The 18,351-nt window shown below is 69.1% G+C and carries 15 protein-coding genes; 5 read left to right on the forward strand and 10 right to left on the reverse strand.

Annotated elements, in window-relative coordinates; all coding sequences use genetic code 11:
• From ABZ027_RS15880 to ABZ027_RS15910, 7 genes are all read right to left on the reverse strand, one after another.
• Complete coding sequence (locus tag ABZ027_RS15880) at positions 1–1,110, reverse strand: NAD(P)-dependent alcohol dehydrogenase (protein ID WP_356768490.1); 1,110 nt, start codon at positions 1,108–1,110, stop codon at positions 1–3.
• A gap of 203 nt (positions 1,111–1,313) precedes the next feature.
• The gene (locus tag ABZ027_RS15885; protein WP_356768492.1) at positions 1,314–1,952 is read right to left on the reverse strand and encodes a TetR/AcrR family transcriptional regulator; all 639 of its coding nucleotides are present in this window, start codon (positions 1,950–1,952) and stop codon (positions 1,314–1,316) included.
• Positions 1,953–2,103: 151 nt separating this feature from the next.
• The gene (locus ABZ027_RS15890; protein ID WP_356768494.1) at positions 2,104–2,955 is read right to left on the reverse strand and encodes a MaoC/PaaZ C-terminal domain-containing protein; all 852 of its coding nucleotides are present in this window, start codon (positions 2,953–2,955) and stop codon (positions 2,104–2,106) included.
• 2 nt (positions 2,956–2,957) lie between these two features.
• Positions 2,958–3,848, reverse strand: a complete 891-nt coding sequence (locus tag ABZ027_RS15895) for an SDR family NAD(P)-dependent oxidoreductase (protein ID WP_356768496.1) — start codon at positions 3,846–3,848, stop codon at positions 2,958–2,960.
• Between the two features lie 89 nt (positions 3,849–3,937).
• Positions 3,938–5,191, reverse strand: coding sequence for a cytochrome P450 (locus ABZ027_RS15900; RefSeq protein ID WP_356768498.1), 1,254 nt, complete (start codon positions 5,189–5,191; stop codon positions 3,938–3,940).
• Positions 5,188–6,456, reverse strand: coding sequence for an FAD-dependent oxidoreductase (locus ABZ027_RS15905; protein WP_356768501.1), 1,269 nt, complete (start codon positions 6,454–6,456; stop codon positions 5,188–5,190). Before ABZ027_RS15905 ends, ABZ027_RS15900 begins: the two co-directional genes overlap by 4 nt.
• Positions 6,457–6,565: 109 nt before the next feature.
• Positions 6,566–6,784, reverse strand: coding sequence for a ferredoxin (locus ABZ027_RS15910; RefSeq protein WP_356768503.1), 219 nt, complete (start codon positions 6,782–6,784; stop codon positions 6,566–6,568).
• A gap of 192 nt (positions 6,785–6,976) precedes the next feature.
• Between ABZ027_RS15910 and ABZ027_RS15915 the strand changes: the two genes are divergently transcribed.
• The 4 genes from ABZ027_RS15915 (at position 6,977) to ABZ027_RS15930 (ending at position 11,471) form a co-directional block, all read left to right on the forward strand.
• The gene (locus tag ABZ027_RS15915; protein WP_356768505.1) at positions 6,977–9,121 is read left to right on the forward strand and encodes a CoA transferase; all 2,145 of its coding nucleotides are present in this window, start codon (positions 6,977–6,979) and stop codon (positions 9,119–9,121) included.
• 18 nt (positions 9,122–9,139) lie between these two features.
• Positions 9,140–9,550 (forward strand): OB-fold domain-containing protein, encoded by a 411-nt coding sequence (locus ABZ027_RS15920; RefSeq protein ID WP_356768507.1) that lies wholly within the window; start codon positions 9,140–9,142, stop codon positions 9,548–9,550.
• On the forward strand, positions 9,547–10,689 hold the full coding sequence (locus tag ABZ027_RS15925; protein WP_356768509.1) for a thiolase: 1,143 nt from the start codon (positions 9,547–9,549) through the stop codon (positions 10,687–10,689). Before ABZ027_RS15920 ends, ABZ027_RS15925 begins: the two co-directional genes overlap by 4 nt.
• A gap of 206 nt (positions 10,690–10,895) precedes the next feature.
• Positions 10,896–11,471: a TetR/AcrR family transcriptional regulator gene (locus tag ABZ027_RS15930; protein WP_356768511.1), complete on the forward strand. Its 576-nt coding sequence runs from the start codon at positions 10,896–10,898 to the stop codon at positions 11,469–11,471.
• Between the two features lie 38 nt (positions 11,472–11,509).
• Here the strand turns inward: ABZ027_RS15930 and ABZ027_RS15935 are convergent, their stop codons facing one another.
• Both ABZ027_RS15935 and ABZ027_RS15940 read right to left on the reverse strand, forming a co-directional pair.
• Positions 11,510–14,230, reverse strand: coding sequence for a discoidin domain-containing protein (locus ABZ027_RS15935; RefSeq protein ID WP_356768513.1), 2,721 nt, complete (start codon positions 14,228–14,230; stop codon positions 11,510–11,512).
• A 300-nt stretch (positions 14,231–14,530) separates the two neighbouring features.
• Positions 14,531–14,917, reverse strand: a complete 387-nt coding sequence (locus ABZ027_RS15940; RefSeq protein ID WP_356768515.1) for a VOC family protein — start codon at positions 14,915–14,917, stop codon at positions 14,531–14,533.
• A gap of 63 nt (positions 14,918–14,980) precedes the next feature.
• On the opposite strand from ABZ027_RS15940, the gene ABZ027_RS15945 reads away from it, so the two are divergent.
• Positions 14,981–15,955 carry a YafY family protein gene (locus ABZ027_RS15945; RefSeq protein WP_356768517.1) on the forward strand — a complete coding sequence of 325 codons (975 nt, stop codon included), beginning with the start codon at positions 14,981–14,983 and terminating at the stop codon, positions 15,953–15,955.
• Between the two features lie 46 nt (positions 15,956–16,001).
• On the opposite strand, the gene ABZ027_RS15950 is transcribed toward ABZ027_RS15945, so the two are convergent.
• A complete protein-coding gene (locus ABZ027_RS15950) occupies positions 16,002–18,233 on the reverse strand; it encodes an alpha-L-fucosidase (RefSeq protein ID WP_356768518.1) in 2,232 nt (743 codons plus the stop codon).
• Between the last annotated feature and the right edge of the window lie 118 nt (positions 18,234–18,351).

The following is an 18,351-nucleotide window of genomic DNA, read 5'->3' on the forward strand; positions in this document are numbered from 1 at the left end:
TCAGGGAATCAGGACGGGCTTGACGACTCGCCCGCTCTCGGAGGCCTCGGCGGCTTCGTTGATCTTGTGCAGGGGGAAGCGTTCGATCAGCTTGTCGAACGGAAACACGTCGGCCTGCCACCACTCGATCATCTGGGGGATGAAAACGTCGGGGACGGCGTTGCCCTCGAGGACTCCGGTCAGCCTGCGCCCGAACACGATCGGCCATCCGGGCAGCCGCAGTTCGTCGGCGATCGCGGCCAGGGCACACGTGCCGCCCTGGGCCAACGCGTTGACAGCGGTCGCGATCACCGATGGCCTGCCGGTGGTGTCGAAGGCACAGTCCGCACCCGAGGTGATCTGCTGGAGCTGGTCGAGCAGATCGGGAGCGGCGCCGTCGAGGGCGTGTGTCGCGCCGACCTCCCGGGCCAGCTCCCGGCGCCCCTCGACCAGGTCCACCGCGATCACCGCGCTCGCCCCGCAGATCCGGGCGGCCATCACGGCGGCGAGTCCGACCGCCCCGGCGCCGAACACCACGAAGGACTGACCGGGGCGTACCTGAAGGACGTTGACGACCGCTCCGGCACCGGTCTGGAAGCCGCAGCCCAAGGGGCCCAGAATCTCCAGGGGCAGATCCGCGGCGACCTTGACCACGTTGTTCTGACTCGCGACGGCGTAGTCCGCGAAGGACGACTGTCCGAACCAGGAGTTGTTGACCGCTCGGCCCGCGGGGTCGGTCAGCGCGGCATGCTGACGGGACAGGCCAGGGCCGTTGTTCCGGTCGAACCAGGTCGCGCAGAAGTAGGGACTGCCGCTGAGGCAGTTCTTACAGGCGCCGCAGCTGTCATAGCTGATGACGACCGGGTCTCCGGCGGTGACCTTGGTGACCTGTGAACCGACGGCGGCCACCACACCGGATCCCTCGTGCCCCAGGACGATCGGGCGGAACGCCTCCCCCATGGGCCCGCGGAGCACCAGATCGGTGTGGCACATGCCGACGCCGGCGATCTTCACGAGCACGTCGAGCGGACCGAGTGGTGACAGTTCGAGCTTCTCCAGCGTGAAGTCCTCGTTCGTGTCCCGGACCACCGCGGCTTCGACCTGAGGGGGCAACTGAAACTGAGCAGACACCGTCGTCTCCCAAGCATTGCGGGCCAGTTACCGACACCGTACTGGAATGCCGCTCTAATATGGAAGACGTTACTAGTGCTACGTTCTAGAATTATTCTCACCACGAAGGGCTTGCCGGGGAAAAGCGAACCGGCGGCCCCGCCCGGCTGTTCACACAGCTGGAAGCGGGACCGCCGGAAAGGGATCGGCGACCGGTGGAACTGTTATTCGGCGCTGCCCATCTTGAGGATGAGCTCGGCGAAGTAGTCGATGACCGCGTTGGCGGTGCGCCGGTCCTCGATGTTCACCAGCTGCGTCGCGGCGCCGTACAGCAGCCCGTACAGGGCATACCCCGTCGCCTCGGGCAACGGTGGCTCGCCGATGGTGATGCCGAGCGAGCCGCGCAGGAAACGCGCCCTGTGCTCGCGCGCGTGGGCGGCCTCCGGGGCCGGACCTTCGAGAAGAATGCCGACACGGTCGATGTCGCGCTGCTTCCAGGTGTCCAGGAGATAGCCCTTGGCGCCGGCGACGTAAATGCGGAGCGGGTCCGTCTCGCCCGCGGCGATCGCCTTCTTCGTCGCGCGTTCCGATACTTCTCTGTGGCGGTCGAGCGACGATTCGGCGAGCGCGCGGAAGACCTCTTTCTTGCCACCGAACTGGTGGTAGATGCTGCCGACGCTGACCCCGGACTCCCTGACGATGTCGTTGATGTTGGTGTCGTCGTAACCCTTCTCGTTGAAGAGCTGACGAGCAGCGTCGAGGACGGCCTTCTTCGTCCCGGCCGACCGGCGCCATTCGCCCTTTCGTTCCCCGTTCCTGTCGGCCAGCTCGCCGGACGTTCGGGAAGTCGATGCGGGGCTCACGGTGAGGTCAGTCCTCCTTCAGGGATGAGGCGGTCGGCCCTGCCACCTGGTCTGACCGCTGGCCACCAGTTTACCCGTGGGCCATGCCGCCGGGGGGTGCCGCTCGTGCCCGCGGGCCGCGCGCACGGGCGGCGATTTCGGTCCCACGCGCTCACACCGTGACGAACAGCCCGTCGGACAGGATCCGCTCCCCTCGTTGGTTGTCGACGACGAACGGGTGCTCGGGACCGTTGCCCCACACCGAGACGACGAGGTCGTCGCCGGGGTAGGCCGGCGCGGAGAACCGGCCACGCAGGGCGGTGAACGCGGCCGGGTCTCCCTCGGCGAATTCGTTCAGCAGCAGTCGCCCTACGATCCCGTAGCCGCACAGACCGTGCAGTATCGGCCGGGAGAAGCCCGCCGCGCGGGCGTAACCGGGGTCCGAGTGCAGCGGGTTGACATCACCGGTCAGCCGGTAGAGCAGTGCCTGGTCGGTGCGCGTGGAGGCGCGCACCGTGCGGTCCGGCTTGTCCTCGGGCAGCGGGGTGCGGCCGCTGGGTCCGCGCTCGCCGCCCCAGCCGCCGTAGCCGCGGAAGAAGAGGGACTGGCGGCAGGTGACGTAGGCCTGGCCGGTCACCGCGTCGGCGGTGACCGCCTCGGTTTCGATCACGGCGGCCTTGCCCTTGTCCCAGACCGCGGTGATCTTCCCCGACGTGATCACCTGTGCCGCCGTCGGCAGCTCCCGGTGCTGCTCGACCTCCTGCGTGCCGTGCAGCATCCGTGAGAAGTCCACGCCGTCGATCTTGGAGACGAGGCCGACCCCGACCCGGCAGCCCTCGATGACGCCGAAGGTCGGCAGGACCCGCTGGGTGACCCCCTTGGTGTTCTCCGTGGTGAACTGCAGTTCCCGGCCGGGGTCCTCTCCGCCCGCCCCTACGGCCACCGCGTAGAGGCGGGTGTCGCGGTCGGTCCAGGTTCCCTTGGCGGTCTTTTCGAGACCGACCAGGTCGTCGTTGATCGGCATGGTCAGCTCGCAGGTGTCGGCTGGGGAATACCGGGGATGAACCCGGGTTCGTAGCGGTCGGGCCAGCCGCGCAGCGCGGCCGCCACCGAATCGACGGTCCAGTCCTCGTCGGCGTGCGCGGACTCGGCCGGCGTCCAGGCCGTGTAGCGGTGGATCTCACGTCCGAAGACGCCGTATATCTGGGAGTTGGAAGTGCACTCCGGGCTGAGCAGCCACGCGACAAGGGGCGAGATGTGGGCCGGTGACAGCGAATCGCCCATGGCCTCGGCACTGCCGGGGCTGCCCGTGGTCAGACGCGTCCTGGCGATCGGCGAGATCGAGTTGACGCGGACGCCGTAGCGCGCGAGCTCGCGGGAGGCGGAGACGGTCATCAGCGCGATGGCCGCTTTGGCTCCTCCGTAGTTCACCTGTCCCACGTTGCTGTGGAGTCCGGAGATCGCGGTGGTGGTGACCACGGAGGCGTTGACCTCCTCCCCTGCCTTGTGCCGGCCACGCCAGTACTCGGCGGCGTGCCGCAGGATGTAGAAGGTGCCGTACTGGTGGACCTTGACGATGTCGTCCCACTCGGCCTCGGACATGTTGACCAGCATGCGGTCGCGCAGGAACCCCGCGTTGCACACGATCCCGTCGAGCCGGCCGTAGGTCGACAGCGCGGTGCCGACGATCTGGGCCGCCGAGTCCCAGGTGGTCACCGAGTGCGAGTCGGTGACGGCCTGACCGCCGAGCGCGCGGATCTCGTCGACGACGTCGTGTGCGGGGCCTTTACCGTCCTCGTCGAGGTCGTTGACGACCACCGACGCCCCTTCGCGGGCGAGTAGGAGCGCGTGTTCCCGGCCGAGCCCTCGCCCGGCCCCGGTCACGACGATGACTCGGTCCGCCAAACTGCCTGACATGCTGTTCCTCTCGTGCGCGAGCGATGCGCGCGGATGGGCTTGGTGGATGTGAGGACCTGTCCCGGCGCCGTCCTGCCGGGCACGGCGGGTCACTGGGGGTAGAGCCGGACGGGCAGGTCCTTGATGCCGTGGAAGAAGTTGCTCTCGTTGAACACCGGCTCGCCGACGACGCTGTAGTCGGGGAACCGCTGCAGCAGTTCCTCGAACAGGACCCGCAGTTGCAGGCGTGCCAGCGGGGCGCCGAGGCAGAAGTGCGGTCCGCCACCGCCGAAGGCGAGGTGCTCGTTCGGCTTGCGGTGGATGTCGAACCGGTCGGGGTCGGGGAAGACGCTCGGGTCGCGGTTGGCGGCGCTGTAGTAGATGACGACCCAGTCACCCTTGGCGATGCGCTTGCCGCCGATCACCGTGTCCTGGGTCGCGGTCCTGCGGAAGTGCGACACGACGGTTCCCCAGCGCAGCATCTCCTCCACGGCGTCCTTGAGGAGCTTCGGATTTTCTATCAACTCGCGTCGCTGGTCGGGGTGTTCGGCCAGCGCGCGAACACCCGCGGTGGTGGTGTTGCGGGTCGTTTCGTTGCCCGCGGTCGCGAGGAGGAAGAACGTCTCCCGTTGCTGCTGCCAGTTGAGCCGCTGTCCTTCGATCTCCGCGCCCATCAGCTTGGACACCAGGTCGTCGGTGGGCGCGTCGGCCCGCAGCCGCTGCATACGTTCCAGGTAGGCGAACATCTCGGCCGTTGCCGCGGTGGCCTTCGCCGAGTGTCCGGTGCCCTTCTCGAAGTCGATGGTCATGTCGGTGAGATCGGCGACGCCGTCGGTCCACTCCGTCAGGAGGTGCTGGTCGCTCCGGGGGACGCCGAGTACGTCGCCGATGACGCGGATCGGCGTTTTCGCCGAAACCTCGTACACGAAGTTGAACGGGTCACGGCGTCCGGCCACCTCGTCCAGTACGGCGACGGTGATCTCCCGGATGTGGGGCTCGGATTCGCGGACCAGCCTCGCGGTGAACGCGGTACTCACGAGCGCCCGCATCCACCCGTGGTACGGATCGTCGGCGCCGAGCATCGAGAACGTGTCGAATTCGCTGATCCCCACATCAAGCGTGCCCTCGCTTATTCCGTGGGCCGAGGAGAACAACTCCGGGTGGCGCGAGACGTGGACGATGTCGCTGTGGCGTGTCAACGCCCAGAACGAGTGGTTGGCGAACGGGTTCGCCGGGTCGGCCTCGTGCCAGTGCACCGGGTCGTGTTCACGAAGGTGGTGCAGTGCCGGATGCGGGTCGCTGGTCCAGAGGTCGATATCGGTGAGGTCGATCTGGTCGGTGTCGAAGGCGTGGGTGTCGGTCAACGGACGGTCTCCTCGGCTCGGCGCGCCGCGTAGGCGCGGAGGTTGACGGTCGGGTCGGCCAGCAGTTCGCGAGCGATCCGCTCGCCGCGAAGGCTGGATGAACTCAGGAGCCGACGTGCCGCCATGTGGTCGGCGGTCGCGTCGATCGATTCGGCGGCGACGAGAGCCCCGTCGCGCAGGTGGAACGCCGTGAACGGGCCGCCGGCCGGATCGCCGCGCGTCACGATCTCCTCACCGTCGCCGTCACCGCTGCCGACCAGCCCGGCGATGGTGAGACGCCGGCCGGCCTGCTCGCTCCAGAACCACGGCACAGCGGTGTAGGTGGGGGCCGGTCCGCCCGCCAGCCAGGCGCCGATCGCGCGCCCTTGGTCTGACGCGTTCTGCACGGATTCCAGCCGCACCGAGGTACGTGCGGCGACATCGACGAGGCGCGCGCAGTCGCCGGCCGCTGCGACACACGGATCGCTGGTCAACAGGTCCGGCCCGACGATGATCCCGTCGGATGTCGGCAGCCCCGCGTCCGAGGCCAGCGACACGTTCGGCCGCACCCCGACGGCGACGACCACCAGGTCCGCGCGCAGCGACCGCCCATCGGCGGTGACCACGCCGCCGACGCGGCCGTCGGGTCGGGTCTCCCAGGCGCGCACCGACTCGTCGAGCCTGAAGTGCACGCCGTCCTGCTGGTGCGCCCGTTCGAGCACGGCCGCGACCACACCCGACACGCCCCGGCCGAGCACGCGGTGAGCCGCCTCCAGCACGGTGACCTGCTTGCCCAGGGCCCGCATCGTGGACGCGACCTCGAGGCCGAGGAATCCGGCGCCCACGACGACCACGTGAGTCGCCTCGGCGGCGATGGCCCGCAGCCGGTTCGCGTCCCGGAGGTGGCGAAGGGTCATGACACCCGAGGACGGGGCGGCGACCGGGAGTTCTCGTGGAGTGGCTCCCGTGGCCAGGAGGAGGCGGTCGTAGCGCAGCCGTTCGCCGTCGGCCAGGAGTACGTCGCCGACCGTGCGGTCAAGGGCGGTCACCCGGACTCCGGTGCGGACCTCGATGGACGCGTCGGCGTAGAAGCGCGGTGGGCGCAACGCCAGCCGACCGTCGTCCAAGCCGTCGCGAAGGTGCTCTTTGGACAGCGGTGGCCGCTGGTAGGGCGGCTGGGGCTCGGCTCCGACAACGACCAGCCGACCGCGGTAGCCGTGCTCCCGGGCAGAGGCCGCGGCCTGGATGCCGGTCTGGCCGGCACCGACGATGACGACTGTCTCCATCAAGCCGCGCCTCCTGACTGACGTCCGGCCGTGCGCTCTGCTCCCGTCCTGGGTGCGGGTGGTTTCAGAGCAGGTTGTTTCAGAATTGAATACTAGAATAATGCTCTAGTCAATCCATCGGCTCCGGGGACTGGAGCAGCCGGATCGCCTGGGACGGGCAGATCCGCGCCGCATACTCGGCCGACTCCCGGAGCTCCTCGCCCGGGTCCGGCTGCTTGACCACCACGACGCCGTACTCGTCGTGGCCGAACAGCGCCGGCGCCACCGCCGAGCACTGCTGTGACGCGATGCAGCTGTCGGCGTCGCCCTCGACGCGGTACCCGTTCACCGGGCTCCCGCACACTTCCGAAGCACGCAGGGCACCCCCTTTCCTCACGACTGAGTCAGTATTACGTTCTAGAGAATAGTTCTAGTAACACTCGGACCGTACCAGCTCAGAGCCTTGGTCGACACCCGTTGACGGCCTCACTCCGGGATGTCAGTATCAGAGCATCGTTCTAAAACTGGCCGGAGGGTGCCAATGAAGCCGCTCGAAGGACTCCGCATTCTCGACCTCACCGCCGGTCTGGCCGGTCGCCTCGCCGGCGGGCTGCTGGCGGACTTCGGCGCCGAGGTCATCCGCTACGAGGCGCCCGGCGACGATGCCGTACCGCAGCCCGAGTCCGTCTTCGCGGACCATGCCAAGACCGTCAGGCACCTGACGTCGTCCGGCGCGGTGCCCGCCGACGAACTCGCCGGGGCCGACGTCCTGTTCGTCGACCGCCCGGACGACGTGCCGGCCGGGATTCACGACCGTCTGATCGTGACCGTCACACCGCCCTACACGTCCGACCGGACGCCGTGGGCGGGCGGCCTGGAGTCGGCGGACCTGCTCCATGCGCACTTCGGGTTCGCCGCCGTCCAGGCGTCCCATTCCGGCAGGCCGGTCGACCACGTCTACCCGTACATCACTGTCGTCCAAGGCGTGTGGGCGGCTACCTGCGCGACGGCCGCGCTCCTCGAACGCGAAACCTCCGGACGCGGCCAGACCGTGGAGGTCGGCGGTGCCCACGCGGCCAACGTCTTCCTCGGCTTTCTCTACGCCCGGGACGAGGGCCCGGACCCGTCGCGCGCGATCGGCCCGGGCGGGCTGAACCCGCTCTACACGCGCTACCAGGCCGCGGACGGGCGGTGGGTGTTCGTCGGCGCTCTGGGCCCCAAGTTCGCCCGGGCCACCCTGGAAGTGACCGGTTCGCTGCACCTTTTGGACGACGGCCGCGTGGGCGGACGGCTCGACGCACTGTGGGGCCAGGCCAACTACGCGTGGGTGCGCAGGCACTTCGCCGACTACTTCGCGTCGAAGCCGGCCGACGAGTGGATCGCCCTCCTCGAATCGGCCGACATCCCCTGCACGATCGTCCGCAGCCGGGAGGAGTGGTTCGCCGGCCCCCAGCTGGCGGCCATCGGTATGGTCCGGGAGATCGAGCACCCCCGGCTCGGCCGTGTCCGCATGCCCAGCGTGCCGATCAGCTCGCTCCGGGAGCGCCGCGCCGATCCGGTCCCGCAGGCGGCGGTGTCCGGACGCGGTCCGCTGGACGGCGTACGGATCACCTCGCTCGGCACGTTCGTGGCAGGCCCCTACGCCGCCGCGCTGCTGGCCGAACTGGGTGCCGACGTCGTCAAGGTGGAGCCGCCGGACGGCGATCCCTGGCGGATGACCGGCTTCGTCTACAACCGGGCCACCCGAAGCCTCGCCGTGGACCTGAGCACGGCCGCCGGCCGAGCCGCGTTCGACGACGTGGTGCGCGGCAGCGACGTCCTGATGAACAACTTCCGGCTCGGGGTCATGGAGCGTCTCGGACTGAGCTTCGACCGGTTGGCCTCGCTGAACCCGCGCACCATCAGCGTCGGCGTGACGGCCTACGGCGAGAGCGGACCGCTGGCCGCGCGACCGGGGTACGACACGGTCCTGCAGGCGGCGGCCGGAATCATGACCGCACAGGGCGGCGACGGTGAGCCCGTGGTTCTCTCGCTGCCGGTCTACGACCACACGACCGCCGTGGTCGGAGCGCTCACCACGGTCCTCGGCCTGCTCGACCGGGCCCGCTCCGGCACCGTCCGCCAGTTGTCCACGTCCCTGGCCGCGACGTCCGCCTTCCTTCAGCTGTCGGCGCTGACCGACTACGCCGGCCGGCCCGCGCCCGCCACGGGTGGCGAGGACTTCACCGGACCGGACGCCGTGAACCGCATCCATCCGACGAGCGACGGATTCGTGCGCGTCCAGGCCGATCCCCACACCGTCGACATCGCCCCGGCGTCCTTCACCTCGTCCCTGGCCGACCGGACGACCGACGAGGCCCTCGCCTGGTGCACGTCGCACGGCATCGCCGCGGTGAAGACGCGCACGCCGGGCGACGTGTGCGCCGACCCCTACCTGCACGAGCACGGTCTGATGCACCGCGCCGTCAGCGCCTCGGGGAAGACCTACACCCAGCCCGGCCGGTTCGCCGCGTTCTCCCGCACCCCCCAGAGTCCCCACCCCGACGCACCCGGGCTGGGCGAGCACACGCGGGAAGTACTCACCGAAGCCGGCTGTGCCCCCGAGCGGATCCGCGAGCTGGAGAGCGACGGAGTCGTCGTCACCGGGGGCCCGCTCGACCTCGTGTTCTCCCCCCTCTACCGCTGACCCGACCCCGAGGAAGCCATGCCCAAGGCCCTGCCCCAACCGACACCCGAGACCCAGCCGTTCTGGGACGCCGCCGCACGGGGCGAACTACGCATCCAGCGCTGCGTCACCACCGGAAAGTTCTTCTTCTATCCCCGGCCGTACTCGCCCTACGCCTTCGACGGAGAGGTGGAGTGGGTCACCGTCTCCGGCGACGCCACGCTGTACTCGTACAACATCAACCATCGCCCGGCACGAGGGTTCGAGGACGAGACGCCGTACGCCATCGCCGTCGTCGAACTCGCCGAGGGCCCCCGGATGATGACCAACATCGTCGGCGTCGAGAACACACCCGAGAACCTGGTCCTCGACATGCCGCTCAAGGTGCGGTTCCAGGAACGCGACGGAATCACGGTGCCGGTCTTCGCACCGGCGGAGGTGACCGCATGAAGCCCGGTTCGATCGCCATCGTCGGCGCCGCGGAGACCGACCGCCTCGGCGTCCTGCCGGACCACTCCGCGCTGCGCCTCAACCTGGAGGCCGCGCGCAACGCCCTGCACGATGCCGGGCTGACGCCGGCGGACATCGACGGGGTCGCCAGCACCGGAATGTGGGCCGGCGAGGTCGCCGACTCACTCGGCATCCGCACCCGCTGGATCGACACCACCCAGGTCGGCGGATGCTCCTACTTCCTGCACGTGCGCCACGCGGCCGCCGCCATCACCGCCGGCCACGCCTCGGCCGTGCTCATCACACACGGCGAGTCCGGCCGCTCCCGCGTCGGGGAACCGCGGCTGAGCTTCCCCGCGACCAGCGGGATGGGCCAGTTCGAGATGCCGTACGGGACCGCGGGCTTCGTCACGATGTTCACCGTGCCCGCGCTGCGGTTCATGAAGGAGTTCGGGGTCACCGACGAACAGCTGGCGAGCGTCGCGGTGGCGCAGCGCAAGTGGGCCCGGCCCAACGAGCGGGCGTTCCGCCGTGATCCGCTCACCGTCGAGGACGTCCTCGCCGCCGAGACGATCTCGTACCCCTTCCACCGGCCCGAGTGCTGCGTGGTGACGGACGGCGGCGGCGCTCTCATCGTGACCTCCGCCGAGCGCGCCGCCGACCTGCCCTCCCGGCCGGTGTACATCCTCGGCACCGGTGAGAGCTCGACGCATTCGTCCGTGTCGCAGATGGAGGACTTCACGTCGTCGAGGGCCTTCCGCGACTCCAGCGCCGACGCCTTCCGCGAGGCCGGCGTCGGCCCGGACGACATCGACCACCTGATGGTCTACGACGCGTTCGCCCACGTCCCCCTCTACGGACTGCAGGACCTGGGCTTCGTCAAACCCGGCGACGCGGGCGCGTTCGTCGCGGAGGGCAACACCGAACCCGGTGGCCGCCTGCCCATGAACACCAACGGCGGCGGCCTGTCGTACACCCACACCGGCATGTACGGGATGTTCGCCATACAGGAGGCGGTACGGCAGGTGCGGGGCACCGCAGCCGTACCCGTCCCGGACGTCGAGCTGAGCTTCGCCCAGGGCGTCGGCGGCATGTTCTCCGCCGCGGCGTCGCTGGTGCTGGCACCTGACCGACCCTGACGGCCGCAGCGAATGACGACGACAGAACGCGGTGAGTCGGACGGGCAAATGATCGGGTAGCGGGTCATGGCTCTCGACCGAGGGGCGCAACCGCACCCTAAGCGGACTGCTGTCCGATACCCTGGGAAACGCATTGGACAGCAGTCCGCTCAGCTAGCGACTCAGGGGGCTCGGGGTGTGAACCCTCAAGGAAAGGGAGTGGAGTCTTGAGGAACGATGGTCCTCAGCGTTCGGACGCCCAGCGCAACCGGGAGCGCATCCTGGAGGTGGCGCTGGTCGAGCTGTCGCGTTCGGTGGATGTGCCGCTGAGTGTCATCGCCAAGAAGGCGGGGGTGGGGCAGGGCACCTTCTACCGCAACTTCCCCAACCGCGAGGCACTCGTCCTGGAGGCGCACCGGCACGAGGTGCAGCAGCTCACCGAGAGTGCGACCGAGCTGCTCGAGACCAAGGCGCCGGACCAGGCCCTGCGCGAGTGGATGGACAGGCTGGCCCGCTTCGCCGTCGCCAAGGCGGGGCTGGCCGAGGCGATGCGCCAGACCATCGGCACGTCAACCGCCACGGCGCAGCCGGGGTATGCGCTGGTGTTCGCGGCGATCACAGCTCTCCTCGACGCCAATCACGATGCCGGCACCATCCGCCCCGGCGTGACTGCCGACGACTTCATCCTGGCCATCGCCGGCATCTGGCAGATCGACGTTCACGGGGACTGGCACACCCAGGCCGCCCGGCTCCTGGACCTCATCATGGACGGCCTGCGCACGGGAGCGCCCGGCCCACGCTGACGGCCGAGTGGGCGCCCGGCGTGCTTCTAGCGGATGTTCTACCTGGAACTTCGGGGGCGCTCGGAAGGGCCCTTTGGGGTGGATGTCGGCGGCGTTGCCGCCCGCGGCGCGGTCAGGACCTGTACCTCGGCGAGTGCGAGTTGGTTGGTCCCGGCGAGCTGGATGCGGACGTATCGACCGGTGCGCCCCACGTCGATCGTGCTCGGCCTGCCGGCCTGTTCGCTCTGGTGCGTCCACCACACTCCTGGCTGAGTGAGGGTGTCGCTGAGCGAGGTGGAGGTGAACGGGGTGTCGGACACGAGGACGTAGTAGTCCGCGAGCCGGTCGGCGCAGCAGTCCGCCCGGTTGTGGACGGCGATCTTGTCGATCGGATAGTAGGCTCCCGTGTCGACCTGCCACCAGGGCTGCGCCTCGGTTTTGGTGCCCGCGTAGTCACGCAGGTCGTCGTCCACGGCATAGCTCGCGGGATAGTTGGCGGAGATGGTCGAGGACTGCTCGGCGGGTTTGCCCAGCGCGACGTCGGGCGCCGGAACCACGCCGGACGCCACGCCGGCGGGTGTCGTGACGGTCACCGAGGTCACCGTCGTGCCGGCGGGTGGGGTGGCGGTCAGGAAGGCCGGCGAGTGCACCGTCACGGACGCGGCGGGCTTACCGGCGAAGCTCACCCGGGTGCGGGCCGTGAACCCGTCCCCCGCCACGAAGACCTTTCCGTCTGCGGCCTGGGCGTAGCTGACCTGCGGGGCCCGGTCGGTCACGAGGTCCCGGAAGCCTTCCTGCAGGCCGGCGTCACGTATCGTCCCCGACGGCAGGTCGCTCGCCGTCGGCCGTAGGGGTAGCGCCTTGTTGTCCGTGTAGGTGACGTCGATGCCGCCGGCAGGCGTGCAGTGGTACTGGCCGATGGGCTGCGCGGAGTAGTTGCCCGTCACGTCGAAGTGTCCGGTGGTCTGGCAGCCGCCCTGGGACAGCTTGCCGTTCCATTCGACATTGCCCTCCCAGTTGATCCACTTCGCTCCCGCGTCGTCGTACCAGGTGAAGTTGACGTTGCCCTGGTCGTAGGCGACGTTGCCGGTGGCGTGCAGTCCGTGCGCGATGCTCGCGGCGCGGTCGACGGAGCCGTCGGCGGCGAGGACGGTCCGGCCCTGGTGGCCCTCGGCGTAGATGGCGCCGCCGTCGCTGAGTACCTGCATGAAGCCGTGGATCAGGTTGGCGCTGATCGTGTTGTCGCTGTTGATGTTCGTGGTGTTGTCGGGGTGGTCGACGTTGTCGACGTGTCCCTGGATGACGCCCGCGCTGATCCCGGTGTACGGCACGCCCCGGATGTCGTTGTGTGTCACCGCGGTGTGCTGGGTGAAGAACAGCGTGATGGCCGCCGCGCTCGGGTAGTCGGTGCCGACGTGCTCGATCAGGTTGTTGTCGATCGTGTTGTACGCGTTGATCTCCCGGTCGTCCGCGCCCACGTCGGAGGGGTGCGGGTCGGTGGTGTCGCCGAGGATCACGCCGTTGCCGGCGATGCCGCTGAACACGTTGCCCTGAATCGTGTTGTGCCTGCTGCCGTACTCGAAGACCAGCCCCGCCGCCCCCAGGCCGGTGAACGTGTTCCGTTCGAAGGTCACGTCGTGCGCGGCACGCCACTGCACATTGCCGGGCTGGCGGGTCAACGAGCCGAACGGGCAGGTGCCCGGCGGGGTTCCGAACGTGCACGTCCCCTGCGGGTGAGCGGGGTCGTCGCCGGTGAGCCGCAGGTTGTCCTGCACGTCGGCGAACCCGGCGGCCGAGCTCGGCTCGTTCCATGTCGCGTACGCGAACCCCAGCCCCTTGAACGTGATGTCGTGCACCGGCTGGTCGAGTGTGCCGGCACCGGTGACCAGCGCGGTCAGCCGCGGCGCCTCGATGTCGAGGCGGTTCACGTCCTGCCCCGGCAGCGGAACGTAGTTGAGCACATGCCGCTTCGGGTCGAGGTACCACTGCCCGGCGTGCAGGAACGGGTAGGCGTTCTCCATGCGGGTCGGCGCGGTGCCCGGTTTCATGTTGGGAAGGCTTCCGGATGCCTGGGTGAACACCGGGCGGCTGGTGATGTTGCGCCAGCAGGGCTGCTGCATCAGCACGGTGGCCCCACTGACGGAATCGACGCGGCAGCGCGACTCGGTCCAGTCCCCGTTCTTCCCCGTGTAGGCGAACTCCACTCGCGACATCGCGGCGGCACCGATCCGGTCCCGCAGTCCGGCGGCCCAGTCCGACGAGGTGGTGTAACCGCCGTCGGCGGCCGCGAAGGTGACGCCCTGCTCATCCGGAGTGGTCTGCGCGATCGGCGCCTGCTTGCCGTCGACGTAGATCTGCCGGGTGGCGAGGCCCGTGGGAATCGGAGCGGACCAGACGTTCTTCGCCGGATCGGTCAGCCGCCAACCCCTCACCCTCAGCGCGCCGTTCAGCACCGGACGAGCACCGGGTGCGGAGGTCCAGGTCACCCGATGCCCGTTGCGGCCGGAGTCGGCCGGCCCGAACCGCAGGGGCGCGGTGAGCCGGTACGTGCCGTCGGACAGCTCTACGACCACGTCCCTGCCCGCGCCCTGGTTTCCGGCCAGCACCTGCCGCACACGTTGCTGTGCGCCGAGCAGGGAGCAGGGCCGCGACAGCATGCACGCCGATCCGGATCCATCCGGTGCCGCGCGGAGCAGCACAGGGGGCGCCGCGGGCGCCGCGGAGGAGGAGGTCGCGGTGCCGAGAGCGCCGACGAGCAGTGTTGCGGTCAGGCCGGACACCAAACGAACTAGTCTATTCATCGGATCTCCGAGCGTCCGGCTGGCAACCACATGACCAGGGGTGGAATGAGCTCCTGCCCCCGGCCGTCGCACATCAGCCGGGGTGTTCTCACCGTTCGGATAGGACGTCAAGCCAATGTAGCTGCGGTGACGGGGTACGACGGGTGGGCGACGTGGACCATTGATCGAGCCTTCCAACTTCGCGAAGGCATCCGATGTTTGCAGCCGGAGCGTAGGCGCACGCCGCAACGGGGGTCAAGACGTGCGACCGTTGCTCGTCCGTCTGACGCGACCAGGCACTCAGACCAGGGTGGAGATGCAGAACGGGTGGCCTGCGGGGTCCAGCAGGACCCGCCACCGGTCCGGGTCGGGCTGGGACTCGGGCTTGACGGCCCCAAGGGTCAGCAGGTGGGCTTCGGCGGCATCCAAGTCATCGACGCCCACCTCGATATGGGCCTGCTTCTCCTGGGACGGGTCCGGCCAGGTGGGACGGCGGTAGTCGTCCAGCCGGTTGAACCCCAGTCCGGCCCCGCCCTCCTGGCCGAGCAGGACGAAGTGGTCCGTGGAGAACACCACGGGCAGGCCGAGGACCTCACCGTAGAAACGGGCCAGTGCGGCGGGGTCGGGGCAGTCGAAGGTGACCGCCGAGTAGCGAAACGCGGGTGTGGACGTGTTGTTCGTGGTCATGAAGAGGACCGTATGACGGGACCAGGACAGATTCGGTCCTGGTCATGTGGAACACTTCAGCACGTGATCAGCGCCTCCGCCCGCCTGCTGCGACTGGTCGCCCTGCTGGCCGCCCGGCCGAGCTGGACCTGCGCCGAGCTGGCCGGGCGGATGACGGTCACCGACCGCACCGTGCGGCGGGACATCGCCAAGCTCCGGGAACTCGGCTACGCCATCGAATCCGACCCCGGGCCGTGGGGCGGTTACCGTCTCCGCGCCGGATCCCGGGTGCCGCCGCTGATCCTCGACGACGAGGAAGCGCTCGCCGTCGCCATCGGGCTGCGCGAAGCGGCACTGAGTGGCGCTCTCGGCGGCGACCAGGCCGCACTGTCGGCGCTGCTGAAACTGCGGCAGGTTCTGCCGCAGCGGATCGCCCACCGGCTGGGCGAGATGGACGCCGCCTTCGTGCACACCCCCAGAGCCGACAAGCCGCAGATCACGCCCGGCCTGCTGCTGGAGCTGGCCGCCGCGTGCCGCCAGGGCGAGCGCGCCCGTCTGTCGTACCGCGACTGGGAAGGGAACGCCACGGTCCGGGACGTCGACCCGTACCGCCTCGTGCACACCGGACGCCAGTGGTACTTCGTCGCCCGGGACGTGGCACAGGGGCAGTGGCGCACGTTCCGGGCCGACAGGGTCGAGCGACTGCACCTCACCGGGCACCCGGTGGAATTCACCGACCCACCCGACCCGGCACTGCTCGTCTCCCGCTCCGTCTCGACCGGCCCCTACCGGCTCCAGGCGACGGTCCGCCTCCCGATGCCCATGGACCAAGTCCTGCGGCTCATCCCATCGACAGTCGGCGCCCACCGTCCTGACGGCCCCGACGCCACGATCGTCGACATCGGCGGCCCGGACGCGGACGGGCTCGCCACGTACCTCCTCGGCCTGGCCACACCCCTGCGCGTCCTGTCGCCCGAGACGGTACGAGAGGCCTTGCTGCGCCGTACCCGGGAACTCCTCGCGTACAACGCGAACGACCAGCCCGAGCAGCGCAGTTGAGGGAGACGGCACGCGGCCGAGGCCGCCGCCCGGTCTCGCCCCCGGGTCACAGTGCCGTGAAGGTCCACAGCAGGTTGGTGCTGCTGCCGTACGTCCACTGCTTGGTGACGGAGCCGGAGGAGACGTTGCCGCCGCCGTCCAGGACGAGGCCCGAGGTGCGGTTGGCGATGGAGTAGCGGCCGTCTCCGCGGTGGGTGATCGTCCACTGCTGGTCGGCGTCGCCGTTCCAGGCGGCCTGGCGGGCGGCGGAGCCGTCGGTGGTGGCGCCCCAGCCGTCGGCGACCATGCCGTTGGCGCGGTTGACCAGCTTGTAGTAGCCGCCGCCGACCTCGATCGCCTGCCACTGCAGGTTGGGGCTGCCGTCCCAGGTCCACTGCTTCAGGTTGGATCCGGAGGCGACGTCGCCGCCGCCGTCCAGGGACAGGCCGTCGGTGACGTTGGTGATCCGCAGGTACGTCGAGGGGTTGAACTGCACCTTCAGCGACGCGATCGCGTCGTTGTTGCCGGTGACCCGCAGGTCGGGGTTGTCGGCTGTGAAGGTCCAGGAGGTGCCGGTGAAGTTGTCCCCGGAGTAGCCGATCACCTGGCAGCCCGCGGCCGGCCGGACGGAGGAAAGGGTCCGTGCGCCCAGTCCGGCTGACGTCAGGGCGCTCGCGGTGTAGTCGCCGAGGGCGAGCACGGCACCGGTGCCGGCGTAGTCGACGTCCGTGAAGGCAACGGCCCCGGTCAGTGGCCGCTGGCCGGGGATGTGTCCGGAGAAGGCGAGCTTCAGGACGTAGGCGTGGGCGCTGAACGGCGCCGAGGACGGCAGGGTCACCGTCAGACCGGTGGAGGTCTGTGTCGGCGCCGGCAGACTGATGTACTTGCCGGCGGTCGAGTCGAGCAGCTTCACCGAGGTCAGCGAGGAGAGATCGATCCGGTTCGAGTCGAGGCTCTTGATCGTCACCGAGCTGCCCGGCCAGCCGAGGACGGTGGCGTACAGGACGTTGTTCGCCTTGTTGCGGGTGAAGCGGATGTCCTGCGCGGTGCCGGCCGTCGGCTTGGTGAACGCTCCGCCGCCCATCTTGGTCGGGCCCTCGCCGTACGTGGTCCACGCCCGGGTGCCGTACACCGACTCACCGAAGCGCTTCAGGTGGTCCCCGATGCCGAGCAGGATGTCCTTCTGCGCCTGCGGGATCGTGCCGTCGGGCATCGGCGAGATGTTCAGCAACATGCTGCCGTTCTTGCTGATCCGGTCGAGGAACGAGTGCAGCATCTGCGGGATGGTGTAGTAGCCGATCCCTTGGGTGTAGCACCAACTGGTGCTGGAGATGCTGTCGTCGGTGAGCCAGTAGGGGGAGGTGAGGTCGGCCGGGCCGCCGCGTTCGTAGTCGAAGACCTCCCCCTTGCCGTTGAGGCCGTCCTTGTAGGTGGCGACGACCTCTTTGCCCCAGCTGTTGGCCTGGTTGTAGTAGTACGACAGGAAGTTCAGTCGCTGGGTCTCGTCGACGGCGTCCAGCTTGAAGTCCTGCCAGAGGATGTCGGGCCGGGCGCGGTCGATGACCTCCTTGAGCTTGTCGTACCAGAGCTGGTTCTCCGTCGCCGTGTCCAGCTGCCCGTAGAGCTTCTTCAGGCTGGGGTCGGTCTGGGCGGGGGCGTACTCGTAGTAGCCGTTGTAGTGGTACGCGTGGTGCATGGCCACCAGCAGCTTGAGGTTCTTGGCCCGGATGGCCCTGGCGAACAGCTGCAGCAGGTTCAGCCCCGGGCCCTTGTCGACCGAGTTCCACTCGTTGACCTGGCTGTCCCACATGGAGAAGCCGTCGTGGTGCTCGGCGACCGGGCCGGCGAACCTCGCACCGGCGTCGACGAACAGCTGCGCCCACTCGTCGGGGTCGAAGTTGCCGCCCGCCGACTTCAGTTTCGGGGCGAACTTGACCGGGTTGCCCGCGAGGTCCTGTGCTCCGTCGATGAAGTTGTGGAACGGCCACGCCGAGGGTTGGCCGTAGGTCGCGACGTGGTGCTTGTTGGCGTCGCTGCCGCTTTGGTACATGTTGCGCGGGTACCACTCGCTGTCGTAGGCGGGGACGCTGAAGGCGCCCCAGTGGAAGTAGACGCCGAACTTGGCGTCCTTGAACCATTCCGGGGCGGGCGGGTGCTGGTCCACCGAGTTCCAGTCGGGCGTGTACGTGCCGGGCGCGGCCTGGGCGGGGCCCGCGCCGAACACACCTCCGGCCACGGTCGCCGCGGCCACACAGGTGGCACCGGCCAGGAACTGACGTCTGTTGACCGAACTCGACATGGAGACATCCCTGATACGGAGTGGGGGGCAGCGCCACTCACCGAGCCCGAGGCGCCGGCGGTTAGCACGAAGATCGACCATGTAACCCGGGATGTCAACGGGTATCAAGGGATGAAAG

This window comes from Streptomyces sp. NPDC006332 (genome assembly GCF_040612855.1).
Classification (GTDB): domain Bacteria; phylum Actinomycetota; class Actinomycetes; order Streptomycetales; family Streptomycetaceae; genus Streptomyces.

Excerpts from the sequence above, each read along its gene's own strand:
- ABZ027_RS15890 (WP_356768494.1), bottom strand. The coding sequence starts at position 2,955 with ATGCCGATCAACGACGACCTGGTCGGTCTCGAAAAGACCGCCAAGGGA.
- ABZ027_RS15895 (WP_356768496.1), bottom strand. The coding sequence starts at position 3,848 with ATGTCAGGCAGTTTGGCGGACCGAGTCATCGTCGTGACCGGGGCCGGG.
- ABZ027_RS15905 (WP_356768501.1), bottom strand. The coding sequence starts at position 6,456 with ATGGAGACAGTCGTCATCGTCGGTGCCGGCCAGACCGGCATCCAGGCC.
- ABZ027_RS15915 (WP_356768505.1), top strand. The coding sequence starts at position 6,977 with ATGAAGCCGCTCGAAGGACTCCGCATTCTCGACCTCACCGCCGGTCTG.
- ABZ027_RS15920 (WP_356768507.1), top strand. The coding sequence starts at position 9,140 with ATGCCCAAGGCCCTGCCCCAACCGACACCCGAGACCCAGCCGTTCTGG.
- ABZ027_RS15925 (WP_356768509.1), top strand. The coding sequence starts at position 9,547 with ATGAAGCCCGGTTCGATCGCCATCGTCGGCGCCGCGGAGACCGACCGC.
- ABZ027_RS15940 (WP_356768515.1), bottom strand. The coding sequence starts at position 14,917 with ATGACCACGAACAACACGTCCACACCCGCGTTTCGCTACTCGGCGGTC.
- ABZ027_RS15950 (WP_356768518.1), bottom strand. The coding sequence starts at position 18,233 with ATGTCGAGTTCGGTCAACAGACGTCAGTTCCTGGCCGGTGCCACCTGT.